General features: G+C 43.9%; 16 protein-coding genes. 5 read left to right on the top strand and 11 right to left on the bottom strand.

All coding sequences use genetic code 11. From position 1 onward, the window contains the following. Positions 1-9 precede the first annotated feature (9 nt). The gene (locus tag VYM24_RS14325; RefSeq protein ID WP_330940311.1) at positions 10-1,839 is read right to left on the bottom strand and encodes a TrkH family potassium uptake protein; all 1,830 of its coding nucleotides are present in this window, start codon (positions 1,837-1,839) and stop codon (positions 10-12) included. Between the two features lie 134 nt (positions 1,840-1,973). Here VYM24_RS14325 and VYM24_RS14320 point away from each other — a divergent pair, with 134 nt between their 5' ends. After that, positions 1,974-3,341 (top strand): TrpB-like pyridoxal phosphate-dependent enzyme, encoded by a 1,368-nt coding sequence (locus VYM24_RS14320; RefSeq protein ID WP_029327877.1) that lies wholly within the window; start codon positions 1,974-1,976, stop codon positions 3,339-3,341. 16 nt (positions 3,342-3,357) lie between these two features. Here the strand turns inward: VYM24_RS14320 and VYM24_RS14315 are convergent, their stop codons facing one another. The 5 genes from VYM24_RS14315 to VYM24_RS14295 form a co-directional block, all read right to left on the bottom strand. Further along, entirely contained in the window at positions 3,358-4,932 is a 1,575-nt protein-coding gene (locus VYM24_RS14315) for a ClC family H(+)/Cl(-) exchange transporter (RefSeq protein WP_330940310.1), read from the bottom strand. Between the two features lie 76 nt (positions 4,933-5,008). Then, positions 5,009-7,756 (bottom strand): outer membrane beta-barrel protein, encoded by a 2,748-nt coding sequence (locus VYM24_RS14310; protein ID WP_330940309.1) that lies wholly within the window; start codon positions 7,754-7,756, stop codon positions 5,009-5,011. Positions 7,757-7,787: 31 nt separating this feature from the next. Beyond that, positions 7,788-8,330, bottom strand: coding sequence for a hypothetical protein (locus VYM24_RS14305; RefSeq protein ID WP_291535653.1), 543 nt, complete (start codon positions 8,328-8,330; stop codon positions 7,788-7,790). Positions 8,331-8,354: 24 nt separating this feature from the next. Beyond that, positions 8,355-8,708: a hypothetical protein gene (locus VYM24_RS14300; protein ID WP_330940308.1), complete on the bottom strand. Its 354-nt coding sequence runs from the start codon at positions 8,706-8,708 to the stop codon at positions 8,355-8,357. Positions 8,709-8,712: 4 nt separating this feature from the next. Beyond that, positions 8,713-9,252 carry an RNA polymerase sigma factor gene (locus VYM24_RS14295; protein WP_291554582.1) on the bottom strand — a complete coding sequence of 180 codons (540 nt, stop codon included), beginning with the start codon at positions 9,250-9,252 and terminating at the stop codon, positions 8,713-8,715. Positions 9,253-9,416: 164 nt separating this feature from the next. Between VYM24_RS14295 and VYM24_RS14290 the strand changes: the two genes are divergently transcribed. From VYM24_RS14290 to VYM24_RS14280, 3 genes are all read left to right on the top strand, one after another. After that, positions 9,417-9,938: a GNAT family N-acetyltransferase gene (locus tag VYM24_RS14290; RefSeq protein WP_007213232.1), complete on the top strand. Its 522-nt coding sequence runs from the start codon at positions 9,417-9,419 to the stop codon at positions 9,936-9,938. A gap of 723 nt (positions 9,939-10,661) precedes the next feature. Next, positions 10,662-10,958, top strand: coding sequence for a MerR family transcriptional regulator (locus VYM24_RS14285; RefSeq protein ID WP_016268110.1), 297 nt, complete (start codon positions 10,662-10,664; stop codon positions 10,956-10,958). Between the two features lie 5 nt (positions 10,959-10,963). After that, positions 10,964-11,293 carry a hypothetical protein gene (locus tag VYM24_RS14280; protein ID WP_011965447.1) on the top strand — a complete coding sequence of 110 codons (330 nt, stop codon included), beginning with the start codon at positions 10,964-10,966 and terminating at the stop codon, positions 11,291-11,293. A gap of 161 nt (positions 11,294-11,454) precedes the next feature. Here the strand turns inward: VYM24_RS14280 and VYM24_RS14275 are convergent, their stop codons facing one another. The 5 genes from VYM24_RS14275 to VYM24_RS14255 all read right to left on the bottom strand — a co-directional run bounded on the left by VYM24_RS14275 (position 11,455) and on the right by VYM24_RS14255 (position 18,681). After that, the gene (locus VYM24_RS14275) at positions 11,455-12,477 is read right to left on the bottom strand and encodes a hypothetical protein (RefSeq protein WP_330940307.1); all 1,023 of its coding nucleotides are present in this window, start codon (positions 12,475-12,477) and stop codon (positions 11,455-11,457) included. Between the two features lie 81 nt (positions 12,478-12,558). Further along, a complete protein-coding gene (locus tag VYM24_RS14270; RefSeq protein ID WP_330942258.1) occupies positions 12,559-16,521 on the bottom strand; it encodes an N-6 DNA methylase in 3,963 nt (1,320 codons plus the stop codon). A gap of 153 nt (positions 16,522-16,674) precedes the next feature. Beyond that, the gene (locus tag VYM24_RS14265; protein WP_330940306.1) at positions 16,675-16,854 is read right to left on the bottom strand and encodes a hypothetical protein; all 180 of its coding nucleotides are present in this window, start codon (positions 16,852-16,854) and stop codon (positions 16,675-16,677) included. Continuing rightward, positions 16,844-17,290, bottom strand: a complete 447-nt coding sequence (locus tag VYM24_RS14260; RefSeq protein ID WP_330940305.1) for a DUF1896 domain-containing protein — start codon at positions 17,288-17,290, stop codon at positions 16,844-16,846. The genes VYM24_RS14265 and VYM24_RS14260 overlap by 11 nt, the downstream gene beginning before the upstream one ends. Before the next feature lie 101 nt (positions 17,291-17,391). Then, entirely contained in the window at positions 17,392-18,681 is a 1,290-nt protein-coding gene (locus VYM24_RS14255; RefSeq protein WP_330940304.1) for a DUF3945 domain-containing protein, read from the bottom strand. Positions 18,682-19,027: 346 nt separating this feature from the next. On the opposite strand from VYM24_RS14255, the gene VYM24_RS14250 reads away from it, so the two are divergent. After that, positions 19,028-20,284, top strand: coding sequence for a hypothetical protein (locus VYM24_RS14250; protein ID WP_330940303.1), 1,257 nt, complete (start codon positions 19,028-19,030; stop codon positions 20,282-20,284). Position 20,285 lies beyond the last annotated feature (1 nt).

Genomic DNA, 20,285 nt, shown 5'->3' with positions numbered 1-20,285 from the left:
TACTTACTACTAATTTATAATGATCTGCCCACTCGGATACTGATATTTTGTATGCTTTTTTTGCTTAATGATACCCAACATCAGTGTAATCAGTCCCACACGTCCGATGAACATCAGAAGAGCAACAAGCAACTTACTATTATCCCCCAAAGTCGGAGTAAGATTCAGACTGGAACCTACCGTACTCAACGCCGACACACACTCAAACAGAAGTGCCATGACAGATGCCTGAGGTTCCCAGATTGTCAGAATAAACACAAATACAAACAAAACACCGATAGACATCACCACCGTCGCATTGGAACGGCGAATGGAATCGTAAGACAGTTCACGGCCAAATACTTCCACCCGCTCCGTACCACGCAACACGGCAACCAGATTCAGAACAACTACTGCAAACGCATTCACCTTGATACCACCCGCCGTGGACTGCGCAGCGCCACCTACCCACATCAGGAAGATATAAACCAATACACTCTGTACTCCCAGAGAAGCCAGGTCCACACTTGTAAACCCGGCAGTACGCGGACAGGTCGCATTAAAGAACGCCTGTGTCCATTTATCAGCAACTGACATACCGGCAAAAGCATTATTCCACTCAAAAACAGCGATAAGCACCGTACCAAACACCAATAACAGGAAAGTCATAATCAGCACAATCCGTGTATTCAGATTATACAGATGATAAAAACGATGTCTGTCCCACTCCCACGTATGCAGGAATTTCCAGATGCGACGCAAATGATGGAGTACTATATCTTTGAAATTCACTAATATCGGAAAACCTATACCCCCCAGAATTATCAACAGTGATATATAGATAAGGAACGGATTATGCCCTGTCATCACCAGCGGATTACCTAGATTTCCGGGCAACGTGGAGAAACCGGCATTACAGAATGCGGAAATAGCATGAAAGACCGAGAACGCCACTTCTTCCTCAAACGTCATCCCCATCGTACCGTGAATATCACTCCAGATGGCAAGCATACCGACACCTTCAATAGCCAACGTGAATCCCAATATGTACAACAAAGTGGAAAGTAACGAATTCAACGAATTGGAACTGACCATATCACGAACCACCAACTGATTATAAAAGGATGTATTTCCCATAAAGAACATCGCAAAGAAACTGGTCAATGTCATTACCCCCAAGCCGCCAATCTGTATCAGCAGGATAATCACCACAAAACCGGATGTAGTAAAAGTAGACGCTACATCTACCGAAGTCAACCCCGTGACACAAACCGCACTGGTAGAAATAAACAACGAGTCCACCCACGAAATACCGCTCACCGTACATCGGGGCAGCATTAGCAAACCTGTTCCAATAAGGATGATTATCAGGAAACTACCAGCCAGAATCAAAGAAGGATTCGTTCGCCGTCCCAGCACCCTGACCAAGCCATTGGATAAATTAAGGAAAGAGAAGATCAACAAAAGCACTATATGATAGGGCTTTCCATTCAATATTTCCCAAAAATGCAGAATAGCTCCCTCCTCTTCCGGTCGATGGAAAACAACAGGGATAAGGGTGAGGTAAAGCAAGGCAATCAATATCCACGTCAATTTCTTAAAAGTACGCTTTGTGTCCCTGTATTCCAATAACAGGCGCAAAGTGACTTCAGACAGGAAAACACCCCATACAAACCGATAGAGTGTTTGCAGTTGAGAAGCCTCATGTTCGGAAATAGTAAAGCCGTGTTCATATACCACTCCCATAATTAACAGAATAGAAGCCAGGTAGGCTATATAAGTCACCCCTCCAAGAATGATCCGAGTGTACGGATGAATCCATTTATTCTGATACAACAAGAATTTATGATAAATCTTCATGCAGACATCAAATTAAATATCGGGCAAACATAAACAAAACAATGCGTATAGACAAAAAACAAAAGAAAAAAGAAATTGTTTTAAAAATAATAGTTACATTTGGCCTCGTAAAAATTTTAATAGAAGTAACCACTATGAGCAACAAGACAAAAAGATATTTCCTCCCGGAAGAGGAAATACCACATTATTGGTACAATATACAGGCAGATATGGTAAACAAACCGATGCCTCCGCTTCATCCCGGTACCAAACAACCACTGAAAGCCGAAGATTTATATCCTATCTTTGCACAGGAACTGTGCAAACAGGAACTGAATCAGACCGATAAGTGGATCGAGATTCCCGAAGAAGTACGCGAAATGTACAAATATTATCGTAGTACTCCACTGGTTCGTGCCTATGGACTGGAAAAAGCATTGGGTACTCCGGCACATATCTATTTTAAGAATGAAAGTGTCAGCCCAATGGGTTCACACAAACTGAATTCTGCCATCCCCCAGGCTTATTATTGCAAGAAAGAAGGAGTAACCAACGTTACCACTGAAACCGGTGCCGGACAATGGGGAGCTTCGCTGGCTTACGCCGCCCGTCTGTTTGGACTGGAAGCTGCCGTTTACCAAGTGAAAATCAGTTATGAGCAAAAACCTTACCGCCGCAGCATCATGCAGACATTCGGCGCACAGGTTACACCGTCTCCGTCTATGTCCACACGTGCAGGAAAAGATATCCTGACGGCTCACCCCAACTACCAGGGTTCATTGGGAACCGCTATTTCAGAAGCCATCGAACTGGCCCAAACTACACCAAATTGTAAATATACATTAGGATCTGTATTGAGCCATGTAGCTCTGCACCAGACTGTAATCGGTTTGGAAGCCGAAAAGCAGATGGAAATGGCGGGAGAGTATCCTGATATGGTAATTGCTTGTTTTGGTGGTGGCTCTAACTTCGGTGGTATCGCATTCCCATTCATGCGCCACAAGATTCTGGAAGGTAAGCAAACACGTTTCATTGCTGCCGAACCGGCTTCTTGCCCGAAACTGACACGTGGTAAATTCCAATATGATTTCGGTGACGAAGCAGGATACACTCCGCTACTGCCTATGTACACACTGGGACATAACTTTGCTCCCGCTAATATTCATGCAGGTGGATTGCGTTACCACGGTGCAGGCGTCATCGTTTCTCAACTATTGAAAGACGGTCTGATGGAAGCTGTAGACATCAAACAACTGGAATCATTCGAAGCCGGCTGTTTATTTGCCCAAGCTGAAGGTATCATTCCCGCACCGGAATCTTGCCACGCTATTGCTGCCGCCATCCGCGAAGCAAACAAATGCAAGGAAACAGGTGAAGAGAAAGTAATCCTGTTCAACCTCTCCGGTCACGGATTGATTGACATGGCTTCATACGATAAATATCTCTCCGGCGACCTCGTAAACTACGAGCTGACCGATCAGGATATTCAGAAGAATCTGGATGAAATAGGCAGTCTGGCGTAAGGATACCTCATCCATATCAATAAATGTTTGCCAGGCTGACGAGCGGCTCATAGAGTTTTTCAATATCCTGCGCATCCAATTCAATATCAACCTGGTCCCCCGGAATCAACCGTATTCCGGGGGGCTTTGCGTCTTTACCATCCCGGTGTACATTGATAATGGCACAGTTTTCAGGCAAAGAAAGTTCGTCTACAAGTTTGCCATCCATATACGAACCCGTCATCACTTCTATGGATAGTTTATACCTTGTCTGTTCCTGAAAAGCAGGAGTATTGATCATATCCTCATAAAGCGTCACGTTGAAAGGCCTTATCTGAAGAAGTTCCGTAAAATAATAAGTCAATCCACCCACTACTACCGATGGGTAGAACACCTCAAAATGTCCTGTTATCTCGGTAATCAATACGATAGCCGTCAAAGGGGTACGTATCACAGCCACTAGGAAAGCAGACATTGAAATCAACATTACATAACTGACATTCTCCGGCTCAATAACCCCGTATTCCACTCCCAACAAACCAACAATCTGCCCCAGTAATCCACCGGTGACCAGTGTAGGAATAAAACTTCCACCCGGCAAACCGGATGAAACGCAGATAACGGAAAAACCGAAATGCAACAGCATCATTGCTGTTACCCACATAATTTGTGCATGGCTGCCGGATTGCGCCTGTTCCAAAAGAAACTGTTCTCCCCCACCCGTCAGATTGACCTGCATAAAGGAAATAATATAAGCGACCAGCAACAGATAGAACATCTTCATATATACCGAAGTTTTCACCGTTGCATACACCCGTTTGAAGGACACCATCATCATGGAATACAATTTCCCGCAAACAGAAATAATCACTGCAAGTAACAGAAAGTACTTCACTTGGACTCCAAAAGAAAAACCGGGCTCGGCCACTTGTATCAAATGATAAGAATTTACCGGAAAAACCATGCTTGCCACCGCACCGGCCACTACACCGGCCAGCAAGGTAGTAATAGCGGTTTTGGGAGCATCAAAACGCTCGATGGATTCGATGACAAGCAATGAAGAAGCCAACGGCGCCGCAAACGCAGCCGCAAGGCCGGCACCGGCACCGGCAGCAAGCAATTGCTTTCGTTCACCACGTAGAATACGTGTCCAGCGTGCCACAAGGCATCCCACATACGAACCTATTTGTACGGAAGGCCCTTCACGTCCCAACGATAATCCGGCCGATACCGAAAGAATACCGCCGAAGAACTTAGAAACCAACTCAATAAAAGGATGTCTATAGGTGATACGCCCATTGATGGCAGCACGCGTTTGAGGAATACCTCCTCCGGTGATAAGCGGCATTTTCATCACCAGCCAGGATACGAATATCAGCACCGCCCAGAAGAAAAGAAAAAGAGGAATATGCCAGTACCACTCCGGACGGGAAGCAAAAAACTCACTTCGCAGGTTGAAGAAATAATAGAGGCAGTAATGATAAGGAACAGCCACCAACCCCGTCAGCAATCCCACGAAGATGCTGACGAAATACAGGCGGGCATCAACCAGTTTCAGTTTCACAACATACCACTTCCTCAGTTTTCTAAAGTTCTTGAACCTTTGAAACATTCTTCAGAGTTTTCTTTTATTAATTTGAGTATCTACAACAAATTAACCCTGTTGAAGTTTCAAGACTTTGCGTTTTTTACTTTTTCCCCATCATATTCAATCGCAGGATAGCATGCACCATAAAATAACGTCCCAGTACATTGTAGTCCGCATCACGTATGGCAGTAGCCGAAATGGTGCGTACCATGGAAATCTCCTGGCGAAGAATATCATAAAACTTAAAACGAAGTAGTAGTTGTTTCCTTTTCAAGAAAGCTTTCGACAGTTGGCAGTTCCATATCAAGTTCTTCCGTCCGCTGCTGTCGTATCCATATCCGGTACGAAGAAAATACGTGAGATCACTGCTACACTCGAAGCCCCAGGGGAGATAATACTGCAAGTCTCCTCCAAGTTGATAGTCGAACGTTTCCGTGCGCATATCTTTCACATTATTATACGAATTATTATACAACGCTTCTCCACGCGCACTCAATTCGAGTTGCCGGGTACGGAAAGTAAGTTGCAGGCGTTCACGCGCCGTAAGGTGCTGCACGGAACTCTTCATCGGCTCTTCTTTGTTCTGAGTGGTATACCCGTTCTGATTTCTATATTGCAAATAGGAATAGGTACGGAACAGCCAGTTGCGGTTCTTGAAAGGCCCGCTCAATGAAAGGGCACCTGATGCCCGCCAGTTACCGTTCAAATTAACAGGCATGGTGGTTCTGCCTCCCGTTTCACTGTCGTAAGTCACCTGGTTCGTTACACTATTGAGCACATTCTCCACAAAAAGAGATACCACCATATTGCGCTGATGCTTCACATTATACGAATTATAATTCAGTGTAAACGTATTGGTGTACGAAGGTTTCAAAGAAGGATTACCGATGCGAATATTCAATGGATTTGTCATGTCGGCAACCGGTTGTAGGTCACGAACACTCGGCTGTCGTCCTTTTCCTCTATAAATTGCCTGCAACTGTGTACGCTTGGAAAACTTATAACGGAAATTCAGCGTCGGTGAAAAGTTCAGAACCGTTTTACTCATTTGATGTTTGGAAACATCATCCAGAAAAGAACGGCTATCCAGTTTCTGGGGTTCCAGATCGACACCTACATTGTAGTTGTACTTCTTCCGGGAAGTACGGACAGCCATATTGAAAAGATGCGTACTGTATTGGCTCTCGAAACTATTACTGGCCAGAGAATCATAATCGGCAACAAAATCTTCCATCGCCTCATCCCAGTTATAGACAAAGCGGTCCGAATTGGTTACCCGATATTGATAACTGTAACGAAACTGAAGAAAGTAACGGTTAGGCAACGGTTCTACATACACCAGTTGCAGACGATAATTATATCCGTCACCTTCATCATCCACACGCTGGTTGACTACTTTCTCAGTGTCATTCTTGAAATAATGCGTAGTAGAAAAGTTTTTCCTGTCGGCAGAAGAAGCATTCGTTCCATAATCTACTTTCAAAGCCAGATTCCGTCCTTTACGACTGAACTTACGGTTTACTTGCAACATGAAGGTCAGATTATACTGGGAATTATCGTAAAGATTAGAAGCCGTTCTTTCATTCAGAAGTGTTTCGTCCGACCAGCTTTGCTGATATCCACTATTCCGCCTGTCACTTCCCACATAGCGATATTGCGGACGAAATACCAGATTGGTGACTGAATCTATTTTCCACTCCAGATAAGCATTCGCCGTCAGGTTATGATTCTTCATGTGATTGCTGTTAGTGCTGCGGCTTATCGATTTATCCTGTTTCAGGAAATTATCCACCGTAGTACTGTTATCCTCCGAGCGGTCGGTACCCGTATATTGCACATTGGAACGAAGCTTCACTCTGTCCCAGTCATGAGTGAAATTCATGCCTAAAGAATGTGAAGTAACCAGTCCCACCCTATTCAGGATATTTCCACTGGCAGCCGACGACTCCCGTTGCAACTCCGAGAAGCCTTGATTGTTGGTGTTATTCAGATTGCCGATAATAGTAAGTTGAGAATTATCCCGGAAGCGGTTCAGGGTATTGGCAAGTTCATACCGCCCTTTGTTGCCCGTGCCTGCCATGAAATTATCCATCCATCCTTTCTTCATGTCCTTTTTCACCCCCAGGTCAAGTATCATTTCCTCATCCCCGTCATCAATTCCGGTCAGACGTGCCAGATCGGATTTACGTTCATAAGCTCTCAACTTCTCCACCATTTCCACCGGCAGATTTTTCAGGGCAGCTTTCGGATCGTCCGCAAAGAACTCTTTGTCGTCTACCAATATCTTCTTAACTTCCTTGCCATGAATCAACAGCTTTCCATCGCCATCTATCTCTCCACCGGGCAATTGTTTTACAAGATCTTCGAGCATGGAACCTTCGGGAGTACGATAGGCAGAGGCATTGAAGACCGTGGTATCCTGTTCGGTAACTGCCAGAGGAGTTTTACCCACCACTACCGTTTCACCCAACAAAATGCCATCGGAAAATAGTGCAATATCACCCAAGTTCTGCGAAGTACCTCTGAATGAAGAGGGAATAGATTTAGAAAAAGTGGTATAGCCAATGAAAGAAATCTCTAAAAGCAATTTCTTGTCTTTGGGCCAGACAACCGGCATCCTGAATTTACCGTCGTCCGCAGTGGCTACACCTGCAAGAAAAGTACTGTCCGGCAAGGTCAATAAACGTACCGCCGCATACCCCACCGGCTGCTTCGTATCCTTATCAACAACACGTCCGGCAAAGCTTCCTTTGCCGGACTGTGCATTAACAGTCATACCTGACCACAACAAAACAACATAGAATAAAATATTCCGGAAAGTCAAATATGTATGCCTGCCATGGTCCATTCGTGTTTATCAAGTAGTTTAATGAAAAATGTTATTTATTATTTGAAGCTGGTCTTGCATGAGCCGGCCGTTTTCCTTGACCATGTTTCTGACCTTTTCTTCTGTCAAATTCTTTTCTGAATTTATTCGCATTGCTTTTTTCTGTCTGATAGATTTTTGCAATCTGCTTGGGAGACAGAATCTTGCGGAATTCATTATAATATTTCTCGCGAATATCCAGTATCTTACGGCTTTGCGCAAACTGATCCTTGATCTGCTTTTCTATTTCCGCATCTGTCAGTACAGGTTTGGTAGCCGGGGTTGCTTCCGCATTATTGTTCCTGGGCCTTTCCCTGCGGTTCATCATCCGACATTCGCTTAAATCTTTCAGATATTTTTCGTAAACCGGAGTGAACTTGGCAGCTGTTGCATCATCCAGCATCAGTTTCGTCACCATCTGATTGGCTTGTCTTTGAATCATTTGTTCAGGTGTAGGACGTTGCTTATTGGTTTTGTTATCCTTGTTCTGAGCAGAAATTGTCTGGCTACCAATCAGGAGGGCAGCCAAAATTACATAAATAAACTTAGTCTTCATAATCTTCTTGTTTTTAATTAATACCTAATTTAAAAATATGTCATTCTCAGAGAAGTTGACGAGCTCTTCCAACTCCTCATCCGACAGTTCGTGAATCCATTTATCAACCGGATCACTGCTACTTCTTTCTACAGCCAGCATATCCGAAGTTCCTGCAGGTGCATCTTCCGTCCGGAGATAAGACGGAACAAACAATACCCCTGTCAGTATTGCAGCTGCCGCTATGGCAGTAGAGAACATTATCTGTAAACGATGTTTCCGGCGTTGCCCGCCGCAAGTACGTTCCATCACCTTCTGCTGCATATCCTCAAAAAAATTATCAGGAGTGCGGTAAGGTGTCTTTTTACCGATATCGTCAAAATCAAATTCTTTATTCATCGTCCTATCTGTTTAAGATGTATTCTTTTATTTTTTCTTTCGCATAGTGATAATTCACTTTGAGAGTATCGACCTTACTATCCAGTATACGGCTGATTTCTTCATAATCGAGCTCATCGTAATAGCGTAGGTTGAATATTAGCCGTTGTTTTTCGGGCAAACTCAGTATGGCTTCCTGAAACTTGACTGCCAGTTCATTTTCGTAATCAATATAATCGGAAGCCCTCAGTTTACCTATCAGTTCCTCTTGTACTTCTTCGGCAGGAATTGCTTCTTCATCCTTTCGTGTATTCAGCAAGCGCAAACTTTCATTGGTTGCAATCCTGTATATCCAGGTACTCAGCGAGCTTTCACCACGAAACTGGTCCAAATTACGGTACACCCGGATAAAGACTTCCTGAAGAACATCTTCTGCATCCTCGTGCGACACCACCAAACGCCGTATATAATTATATATAGGTACCTGGAAGTTATCTATCAGCATCTTAAACCCTTTCTTCGGGTCGGAAGCATATACCTGCCGGAGCTTATCCTCGTTTATCATCAATTCAGTTTCTTAGCTTTATTAGGTTAGAAACAGAAAGAAGGGTGAAGTTAAATCGGGAAGTTCACATTTTGCATTTATTAAATAAGTGGTTAAAAATAAAGTTTCTTATCTTTGCCGGCAACTCTCCCGTTTCAGATTAATTAAAAAAGAAGGATATTGATATGGAATGTAAAATCAGAAAATGGAAAATAGACGATGCCGCCGAACTTGCAGCAACCTTAAATAACAAAAACATTCAGGACAATCTTCGGGACGGTCTGCCTTATCCCTATACTGAAGACGATGCAAAATATTATATCAATGAAATGCTGAAGGCCGATAAGAACAGTATTTTCGCCTTCGCCATCACCGCTGACGACAAAGTAGTAGGAAGCATTGGTGTGTTTCGCAAAGACAACATTCACTCGCTGACTGCCGAAATAGGCTATTATATAGCAGAACCTTTTTGGGGCAAAGGCTTGGGAACCTGCGCTATCAAACAGACCTGCCAGTATGTTTTTAGCAACACTGATATCCTCCGTATTTTTGCAGAGCCGTTTAGCTATAATATCGCTTCCTGCCGGATTCTTGAAAAAAGCGGATTCAAAGATGAAGGAACACTCAGAAGTAATGCAGTAAAGAACGGGCAGATTCTGGATATGAAGATGTATTCACTTCTCAAGACTGATAACGAAAGGACATAAAAAAAGGCTATCTATCCCAGACAGCCAATCTTTTGTTAACCTTAAATCTAATACTATGAAAAACACATTGCAAAGATACGGACTTTGAGGATATCTCCAAATTTTCAGGGTGATCTACAACATATTACAACATGTTTTAATAGACACTATATTTTCGTTAACTATTAAGGATTTGTTGTATTAATAATTAACATATCCAATCTTTAACTGATGCAATAATTGGTAAGCGTAGTAATAACCTATTGCTAACACTGTATCTCCTTTCTCTGCATTATCTGTCCGATTATATTAGCCTCTGCATTTTCTGATTTGTTTCATTGCTTAAAACAATGTATTTTGTTGTAACTCTCTGAAGATAAAGTAAATATAGAGAGTCTAAAAGATGCAGGTAACGATTTGGTGATGGAAGTCTTGCTTCGGGTTACACTGCTTTGCATAGTTTCAAATAACTCATATACAAATGTAGGCAATATTTGGAATATAGCAAAATATACTGCCATTTATTTTTGTATAAATCTGATTATTAACATATTAATGATTTAAGGCATAACTTATTGATACCTACTTGTTATAGAATAGCCGGGGACAGTGCCTCCCGGCTATTTTTTTTGTCCCAAATTGGCGTTTTCTGTCTTTTTTTGACGGTTGCTCAACGGTTGAGTAACCAATGGCCTTATAATATCTCCGTAATATTGCACCATAAACAATAAAAATAAGGTCATTATGAATAACAGAAGAACTGCACCGGGTGGACAGACAACCCACATGCTAAGTGCCATACTTGCTAAAGTTACCAACATTGAAAAGTTATTGGCTCCTGCCGTACATAATTTGCCGGACAGCGAGATACTGGATTCAAAAGGTGTGCGCCTGCTTACCAAGATGTCGGACAGGACACTTTTAAGACGACGCAATGACGGGACACTCCCCTTTCACAGAGACAAGGGGAAGATATATTACCGTCGTTCGGACGTACTCCGTGCCATGTTACTGGAAAAAGAAGAACACTCTAAAAAATAAGCGTTATGAAGAAGATGATTAAAATTGAAAGCGGTTCATTCGCTGCGCTCGTGAGAAGTTATAAGAAGTCGTTGAATATGCTGGCTGTCCTGCAACATATCTGTCAGGAAAATGATGTGGCGCTTTCCATGCTGCCCGATGAAGTCTGCGAACTGATAAATCTCGATCCGGCAGAAATTGAGAAGCAGCGTTTAAGTGGGCGTCTGCGTTTTGCAGAAGAAGAGAACGGGACAAAGCATTATTCTATTGTAGATATTATCAACCTGAAAGATTCGATTGACTGGAAGGTAATCAATAAGCAGGTGGAAAGCCTTTCCTTTGAGGAAGAGGAATGATGTGATTTACGGCTGACAGACAAGGGCACGGCGGGCAAGGTCGGATTTATCCGGGTGCCCGCCGTGCCTTTGTCCTTTCCTGAGAAGCGGCTCTTTGCTGTAACCTGCGGAAGTGGAGCCTGCGTAGCTTCCGGGGTTACAGCAATGTGCCGCCGGAAACATTAGGATATTTTTTTCAGCTCCTTTGCCGGGGTGATAGTATCCCTTGCCGGTACATGTTTTGCCTGCCGTGGTAAATCAGGGATTACGTCACTGCCACTGGCAAGTTTCTGCTCCTCTGCTGCCGTTTCTTTGCCTTCTGCATTTTCATGTCGTCCTACCGGTTTAAGGGTAAGCTGTATCTTTCGGTTCAATGTGGCAAGCTCTTCACCCAACTTTTTGATTTCTCCCTCTTTGGGCCATGTGGCTGCCACTATTTCCTGCAAGACCGGAATATCTTTTGACAACTCCGCATTTTCCTTTTCCCGTTTCTCAATCATGCCGGGAATACGTTCCAGCGCATTGATGAAATACATTACGGCCAGTTTGGGGTCTTTGGCTATGTAACCGTTATGATAGGTATATTTGATACCGTCCAGTCCCTCGACCATGAACTTGTTCTGCAAGGCTTGCGTGTCACCGTTGCAGGTCTTCTCGGTACGCACAAGGATACGAAAATCGAACAGGGTTCCGATTTTCATGTAATCGTCCTCCGTCCGGGCTTTCTGGTTGATTGCGGCAAGCCGGTTGCCGAGTATCTCGATATTGTCCGAGTCCACACCGTCCAGTTTCAGGGGATTGGGACGAAGCCCGGTTTCCGCATCTACGGGAGCCACTTTATTGAAATATTCCCAATCTCTGGTAAAGCGTCCGATAAAAATGTTGTTCTTCTCTATTCCGGCGGTCTTTTCATTCAGCTTTCCTTTCGCATTACCTTTATTACGGTGATACGCCTGCCTTTCGCTTTCAAGGACTGCCAATTTCTTGTCCAGTTTTGCCTTTTCCAACAAATCATCATTACCTGAAAGGATAGCCACATATTCACTGAAATTGCCTCCGCCGTTTTCGTCTATCGCCCCCTCGTCAATGGTACGGGCGGCCAGATTGCGGCTTTTAAGCTGGTTGATGAACACCTGCTTGTTTTGCAGCAGGTTGAACTTGTAACTGTCCAGAGACTTTTCCACCGCATAGATGTAACAGTCCACCTTATTATCGGCATATTGCTTGGCGATGATATTGCCCTTTCTTACCGCCCGTCCGTTACGCTGTTCCAGATCGGACGGCCTTCAGGGTATGTCCAGATGATGGATGGCCACGGCACGCTCCTGCGCATTGACTCCTGTTCCCAGTTTCTGTGTGGACCCGAAAAGGAAACGGATGCGCCCGGAGTTCATATCGCTGAACAGTTCCTTGCGTGCGTTGTCGCTATTTGCTTCCTGAATGAACTTTATCTGCTTTTCCGGGATATTATGGTCTTCCACGAGTTTGCGCCTTATCTCACTGTAGATGTTCCACTGGTCGGGTTTATAGGTACTCAAGTCTGAAAAGATGAACTGTGTGCCTTTCTGGTCGAGATATTTATAGTAATATTCCGCAATCTTGGCCGCGCAATGGGACGCCTTGTTTCCCGGATTGTCGCCGTATTCAGGGTCTATCAGCCGCATGTCAAGCGACATCTTGTTCGAGTAGTTGGTGGCGATCAGCATCTGTGCCTTTTCTTCCGCCTTGGACAGAGGCTCCCTGTCTATGTAGGCTGCATCTCCGGTTTCAGCGAACTTTATCAGTTTCTGAATGAAAATCTCCTGCTGGGGAGTGGGCGGTATGTGATAGAGCTGCTCGTTGAGTTCCGGCCTGTCAACCCCTACGTCTTCGGCCGTTTTGTAATCGGTTATCTCCGCATAGAAATTGGCGAGTTCCGGCACTTTGATAAAATAGCGGAAACGCTCTTTCTGCACGACCTGGTTGGTCACGGAAAATTCAAAGTCCGTGCTTTTCTTCGCATAGACGGCCGCCCAGCCGTCAAAACAGGTAATCCCCTGCCGCTCCATTTCCTTCGGACGGAGATATTTGAAAAGGAGATAGAGTTCCGTCAGGCTGTTGGAAATGGTTGTACCGGACAAGAAAGTGGCCCCCAAATCCTTGCCTGTGCGCTCCTGTATGGTACGGATGGCGAAAAGCATGTTCATGGCCTTCATGCTTCCTTCGGGGTTGCCCAGACCGGAAACTCTTGCATGGCGTGTATTGAACATCAAGTTTTTGAAATTGTGCGATTCGTCAACGAAGAGGTGGTCGATGCCCATTTGCCTGAAATCGGTCACATCGTCCGTCCGGTCTTTTATATCCTGTTCCAGCTTTTCAAGTTTGGCTTCAAGGTTCTCCTTTCTTCTTTCCAGCCCCTTCTTTATCCAGCCGCTCACTTCATTGCCCTGCTGCTCGAATACGGCGAGATTCTCTTCGATGCTGTCTATTTCCTGCGTATATATTTCCTGCTGTATTTCGGGAGACTGGGGTATTTTTCCGAACTGGTCGTGTGTCAGGATGATACAGTCCCAGTTATTGTTCTTGATGTCATGGAATATTCCGACACGTTTCTCCGGTGTAAAGTCCTCCTTGCCCGGATACAGCACTCTGGCGTTCGGATAGGCTCTCTTGAACGTGTCGGCTATGTCATGCACATTGCTTTTGAGTCCGATAATCATCGGCTTGTTCGCCAGTCCGAGACGTTTCATCTCAAAGGCGGCTATGCACATGATGAGGGTCTTGCCCGTACCCACCTCGTGGTCGATTATGCCACCCCCGTTCATCTTCAGCATCCATACGGCATTTTTCTGGCTGTCGTACAAGTCCGGTATGTCCAGCCCTTTCAGGTCAAGGAACGGGAAACTTTGTAGGGAACCGTCATAATCGGGACGTACATAACAATTGAACTTACGGTTGTACATATCCGCAAGGTGCTGTTTAAATTCGGATAGCTGCTCGTTCAGCCAGCCTGTGAAAGCCGACCGTATTTCATTGATTTTGGCATCGGCAAGCTGGATGGCCTCGGCATCACGCACCTTTATATCATTGCCTTCTTCATCCTGCACGGTCTTGGTTATGTCGGGCACCGTGTTGTGCAGCGCATGTTTCAGCAGGTCATTTCCGTAGTAGCTTCTTTTCTCTCCTTTCACATAATATTTATCAGTGATGTTTGCGTTCGTTTCTTCAAAACTCACACTGAACTCGTCGATGGATTCCGTATAGTGGATATGGGCTTTTGCCTCAAAGAGGTATCCGGCAAACTCTTCATATACGGACACGGGTATCCACCTTTCTCCCAGATTAAAATCAAGCAGTTCGAAACTGATCGGCTCCGGTATGGCTTTCTGCAAGGCTTCCAATGATTTCTTGCTTGCGTCGTCATCGGGATAGTCTTTCAGGTAGTTCTCTATCCATTCTACTTTGGCCACCACATTGCCCGCTATGAAGCGGTCCTTGATTTCATAGTTCTTCATCATGGGATTGTAGAAGATACGGTTGTCCAGTTGTGTGAGCAGTTCCTGCCTGCCTGTTTCACTGAGATTTTCCATATATTCCAGATTGACTTCTCCGAACTTGTTCAGGGATGCCGCGAGCGCTTCCTGCGGTGTATCCACATGTGTCACTTCATTGGCGTTGAACGATACGGGAACAGAAAATATATCCGCTTTCTGTATCTTGCCGTTAACGGAACGTTCCAATGAAAGTATTTCCCGTCCTCCGGCATCCATCAGCAGGAACTTGGCATTGTCCTTTCCGTTCAATTCCCTAAACATGCGGTAAAAACTGTCATACCGCTTGACCAGTTCTTCCCGTAGTTCCGGCTGTTCCGTTTCCGTTTCGGCTTCCTTATTGTAGAGGTTGTGGTAGGCTTCCCGGAGCGGGATATAGTAGGCGGCGCGGTATTGCTGGGTGACTGTCAGTTTAAGCGGATGGAATTGTACTTCGGGAGTACCCAGCCCCCGTAAATACCCGTATTGCTCACCCGACTTCACGATGGAACCGTTCTTGTATTCAGGACGTACCTCTCCGGTAAACGGTCGTGGTTCCATTTCTTTCTTCCGTTCTTCCTCGAATTTTTGTCTGCGCTCCTGCCATTTTGCTTCCGCTGCCGCCCGTTCCCCGGTCATGTCTTCCTGCGTGGCGGCTTCATCGTACATGTTCTCTTGGGAGAAGAGATTGAACATTTCCGGTTCATCCCCTTTCTTTTTGCGGGATGCCGACGGTGCCCGGCTTGGCGAAGGTCTGCTTTCCACCACTTGCACCTCCGTTTGCTCTTCATCCGCATAGGCGGCAAACAGGTTGAGCATGGGTTCATAGGGCTGTGCGGGGCTTTCTTCCCGTACCTCCTGCCGTTCTGTCTCTCCTGCTGTTTCCAATAGTGTCTCAAACTCCGTTTTGAGGATGGTGGAATTGTTTGAGCGGGATAGATTGTCATCATAAAGTTTCCGGTCAAGATGGTTCTCCACATCTTGCGCCAATAACTGCTTGAGTTGTTCGGAAATGGCGCCGACACCTCCTTCATGAATAAAATTCATGGCCGGTTGTCCGTACATGTTTTTACCCATAGATACGGAAGTATGGACGATATGGTCTAAATCTGCATAGCTGTTGTTGATATGGATGCTGCCCGATATAAGACGGGTTTCAATAAAGTTCCGTTTCTTTTCGGTCAGTTCCGATTTCCGGGTATTCTTCTGCAATACGATCAGGTCACTGCTCGCTTCCGTACCCGCATCGACAAAAAGGTTGTCCGGCAGACGGATGGCGGAAACAAGATTGGCATGGTTCATCAGCCATTCCCTGACGGGACGGTTCTGTGGCGAGTCCATGACACCCGAAGTCGTGATATAGGCCAGTGTCCCACCTTCACGTAACGTGTCCATGCCTTTGAGAAAGAAATAGTTGTGTACGGCGGCAAGTGAGGATTTACGCACGACGTCTTCGCTCCGGTCGAAATCCCGGTCATAAACTCTGGTATTTCCAAACGGGATATTGGATGAAACCAGATCGAAGTAGTTGTTATAATAGGGCTGTATGGACTGGAAACCGTCTATGGTCACTCTGCTTTCCGGATAGAGGGATGAGAGGATTTTTCCCGTGAGCTTGTCTTTCTCGAAACAATGGACTTCGGGAACATCCTTCAAGCCGCTGATAAACATGCCCGTTCCGGCAGAAGGGTCAAGAAAACGTCCCGGACGGATTCCCGGTACCTGCAAGGATTCCTGCATGGCCGTTACCACCGGTTCCGGTGTGTAAAAGGCTGTGAGTACGGAGTTTTTAAGGCTTTGGACGTATGCCCTATATTCTTTTTCGTCTTTGGAATACTCACGCAACAGTTCATGCAGCAGTCGGACTTGGGGAAACAGTTCCCTGTCTGTCGTTCATCTTTCAATGTCCGTGTCTTTCTCCGCCGGATTCAGGATGCACTTCAATCCCCCGAAACCCGAATAACCGTTCAAAACTTTGCGTCCCTCTTCTGTGAGGCAGGCTTGGGGACGCATGAATATCCATTCAAGTGCGGCTATGTTGTCCGCCAGATGTTGTCGTTTGTTATATGCCATATTGTTCTATATAAAATTGTATGAAACCTGTAAGTTCAACGGTAAGTGTATGATAGGACGGGGATGATTCAAACCGGTCGTCTATAGGATATTTGCTGAATACAGTTTCTGCGGGCGACAATACTTTCAGACAGAAACCCGCCCGTTTTTCGGGCCGCACTTCGGGAAACCACTCCGACACGACCTCGAAAACCGTATCGAATTTGGAAAAGCGCAAGTCCTGATAGAGAACGGCGTCGGCCAGTTGCAAAGCCTGCGTAACGGATAAACCGTCACGTATGGCACGTTCGTAGCTGCCTGCCGCCTCGTCGACCCGCATTCGGACAAGTGCTTTGTCACCGGCAATATGCGGATGGCTTTCCCTTAAATAAAGAAGGAGAGTCGTCTCAAAATAGGACAATTCTCCGGTTGCGGTATTTTTATCTTGTATAATCATTTGTTATCGCTTTAAAATGTTAATCGGATATTAAACATATACCCGGCTGCCATAAAAGAGAACCGGGTATATATTTGCTAAAAACATGAATAATCTGTCTGTTACATGACCGAAAGGCTCTTTTTTGACTGGGCCTTTACAGACGCCACATGGCGGGGTACCTGCTGTTTCACCTCCTTTTTCTTGTCATTTTTCTTACTGTCAATAGTGGGTTTGTATTCACGGGCGTTACGTCCTATCAGCAGTTGGTTGCTCTTGTTGCTGAAACGTACATCATCGGAAAATACCCTGCCTTTGTAGCGCATATTCTCAACGAACACCATTTCATGGTTCTGGAGCATCTTTTTCTGTTCGGGACTGATTTTGGCACCCATGATAGTGTCGTTGACCTTCAGTTGTTCGCCGGACTGCTTGAATGCGATGTCCATTATTCTCGGATCGACGAAAGCGACACCGGAAAGCAGCGTGTCGTTTTTACGCTGTATGTCGTTGATGGGAAGCTGTCCGCCTGATGCGAGTATTTGCTTCTGTTTGTCATCAAGCCTTTTTCCGTAGATGTAATCCGGTATCTTGATGGCATCCACCGGCATGGTAATGATGCGGTTGCTCGGTTCATGGAAGGATACATAGCAGTTGCAGACCGTTCCCGTGTGGGTGTCCTTCATTTCCTTGATAGCTCCCAATGTTCCGTTGTCTTTAAGTGACTGCTTTTCCTCGTCAGTGAATACTCCTTTATAGGCAGGCAGGTCGTATTGCGGTTTGTCGAGTCTGCTCAGAGTTTTCAGTTGTACCTTACCGTCCTCGCCTTTGACACAAAGGAAGCAGGCTTCTCCCATATCCTTCTTTTCACCGTTTACTTCCTTACTGATGGGGAAAGCCATAGAGGTAATCCTTCCTTTTAGCATCTCACCCATGCAGTGGTTATCAAACAAGAGTTGCTTGTCAACTCCCAATGCGGCAAGTTCTTTCCACGGAAGCTGGTGTTCGTCAAACTTATACCGACGGGCAAGTTTGGCGATACGTCCTTCATCGTTGAGTTCGCTGTTCTCCACCAGTTTTTTACCTTCTACTCCGGGGTCTTCCCCTTTTCGGATCTGGACTACGGCATTCAGTGTCTTTTCCAAAAGGACAAGAGGTACGAGGAAGAAACTGAAACTCGTGGGATTTTCGTACTGGTTCTTGAAATTGGTGAAGAACAGTTCCAGCGGTGAGGTACGATCCAGTTTAAGGAAACTGCTGCTGTTCTTCTTGTCGGGTGGTACGATTTCGAGACTACCGTCCTGCTCGTTCATTTTGGAAACGACTGCGGTTTTGTTCGTTCGCTTGTCAAGGATGGCCATTACATGCTCGTCCTGACTCTGTTCTTGTTGTTCTTGCTTTTTCTTAGCCATAAAATCAATAATTTAAGTGATACAATAATTAATCAATATCGGGTAAACTTTAGCCCGTCGGTGCGAATGTATAGTTTTAATTGATAATGTGTTACGATCTTGAAGGTATAGGTAATGGATGGCGGTGTTTGGCGTTCTTTGACGTTTTACAATATCTTTCAGTAGATACTTCTATTAATATGAATCATAAAAAAACAGTTACAATTATTTCATTAGACGTGTTTGTATTAGAGTTTTTTTTGTAATTTTGTTCTATTACACTTTTTCTTTGTATAAAAAGAAAAGTAAAACTGAAACAATCAGTGATTTTGTATAAAATAAGATTTTTATTAGGAGTTTTGGAAATATGAAAAAGATAAATTTTGAAGAACTTGATTTAGGAGACGAAGTTGTTATTCCTATTCCATTCAGTGAAAGAAAATCGATTTCATTGCTTCTTGGTGCAGGCTTTTCTGCACCCAAAGGCTATCCTGTCGGTAATACAGTTAATAAAAAACTGTTAGAGTATCATACTTATCCTATTAGCTTTTCACCAGCGGGAGAAATTGCAACTACAAGAACAGGAGAAAAACCTGAATTTGGCGTTATGGGTTATCAAAATAGATATGAAAAACAATATAGTTTTTGCCTTGATTTGATTAAGTATTATAATGAAAATAATAAGAACTTTGATTATGAAATATTCTATGATTTCATAAAAAGTAAAGAAATATATGCTGAAGAATATCAGCATTTGGCATCTAAATATTTATCTGAAATTGTTGATTTTAATCAACTTGTATTTGGCTTGCCTGCAATTTATAATCAAATGGTTGCCTATATCTTGAAAGATGATAACTCTAAGCAATGGTATGATGATATTCCATATCATTTAGGAAAATATGATGGATATACTGGTTTTCTAAAATATATTCAGGAATTAGCAGAAAACTATATTGTAAACGTTCATACTCTCAATCATGATTTATTCTTTGAATCATTGAATAAAACAGAGTATATAAATGGAAATATATCTGATGGTTTTGATGAATATGGATCTAATTACTATGGTATTTTAGATATTAATAATATTAAATATCACTGTCGTTTAGAGAGATATACCGGACATTACCTTACCCCTATCAGATTATATAAATTGCATGGTAGTTTAAACTATGTTTTATACCATCGCACTAAAGGAATTTCACTAATACCAGATAAATATGTGAAAATACGCTATGGAATGTCTGCTTCAGATTTACTACGTGGTATTGGTAGCAAAAAACATTATGAATCATATCCTTTTGCCTATCATGCAGACTATTTAACTGGTACTACGTCTAAAATATTAAGATATAAAGAACGATATTTATATAAAAAGTTATTCCATAAGTTTAAACAAAATTTATCAAGATCAGAAAAACTAATTATAATCGGTTATGGAGCTAAAGATGCTGAAATAAATAATATTCTTATGAAATACTTTGACTATAAAAACAAACCGGTTTATATTATAGACCCCTATGCTAAAGGAAATGATATTGTTGAAAAATTTGCAAAAGAAATACATGCACAAATTATCACCTGTCAAATAGAAGATATTAATAAAGAAATGTTTGGTTAAA

This window comes from Bacteroides sp. MSB163, assembly GCF_036416795.1.
GTDB classification, from domain to species: Bacteria; Bacteroidota; Bacteroidia; order Bacteroidales; family Bacteroidaceae; genus Bacteroides; species Bacteroides maternus.
This window is presented reverse-complemented; position numbering and strand designations above follow the sequence as displayed.

Excerpts from the sequence above, each read along its gene's own strand:
- VYM24_RS14265 (WP_330940306.1), bottom strand. The coding sequence starts at position 16,854 with ATGGCATATAACAAACGACAACATCTGGCGGACAACATAGCCGCACTT.
- VYM24_RS14285 (WP_016268110.1), top strand. The coding sequence starts at position 10,662 with ATGAATAACAGAAGAACTGCACCGGGTGGACAGACAACCCACATGCTA.
- VYM24_RS14250 (WP_330940303.1), top strand. The coding sequence starts at position 19,028 with ATGAAAAAGATAAATTTTGAAGAACTTGATTTAGGAGACGAAGTTGTT.
- VYM24_RS14315 (WP_330940310.1), bottom strand. The coding sequence starts at position 4,932 with ATGTTTCAAAGGTTCAAGAACTTTAGAAAACTGAGGAAGTGGTATGTT.
- VYM24_RS14305 (WP_291535653.1), bottom strand. The coding sequence starts at position 8,330 with ATGAAGACTAAGTTTATTTATGTAATTTTGGCTGCCCTCCTGATTGGT.
- VYM24_RS14290 (WP_007213232.1), top strand. The coding sequence starts at position 9,417 with ATGGAATGTAAAATCAGAAAATGGAAAATAGACGATGCCGCCGAACTT.
- VYM24_RS14300 (WP_330940308.1), bottom strand. The coding sequence starts at position 8,708 with ATGAATAAAGAATTTGATTTTGACGATATCGGTAAAAAGACACCTTAC.
- VYM24_RS14295 (WP_291554582.1), bottom strand. The coding sequence starts at position 9,252 with ATGATAAACGAGGATAAGCTCCGGCAGGTATATGCTTCCGACCCGAAG.
- VYM24_RS14255 (WP_330940304.1), bottom strand. The coding sequence starts at position 18,681 with ATGGCTAAGAAAAAGCAAGAACAACAAGAACAGAGTCAGGACGAGCAT.
- VYM24_RS14320 (WP_029327877.1), top strand. The coding sequence starts at position 1,974 with ATGAGCAACAAGACAAAAAGATATTTCCTCCCGGAAGAGGAAATACCA.
- VYM24_RS14270 (WP_330942258.1), bottom strand. The coding sequence starts at position 16,521 with ATGCAGGAATCCTTGCAGGTACCGGGAATCCGTCCGGGACGTTTTCTT.
- VYM24_RS14325 (WP_330940311.1), bottom strand. The coding sequence starts at position 1,839 with ATGAAGATTTATCATAAATTCTTGTTGTATCAGAATAAATGGATTCAT.
- VYM24_RS14280 (WP_011965447.1), top strand. The coding sequence starts at position 10,964 with ATGAAGAAGATGATTAAAATTGAAAGCGGTTCATTCGCTGCGCTCGTG.
- VYM24_RS14310 (WP_330940309.1), bottom strand. The coding sequence starts at position 7,756 with ATGGACCATGGCAGGCATACATATTTGACTTTCCGGAATATTTTATTC.
- VYM24_RS14260 (WP_330940305.1), bottom strand. The coding sequence starts at position 17,290 with ATGATTATACAAGATAAAAATACCGCAACCGGAGAATTGTCCTATTTT.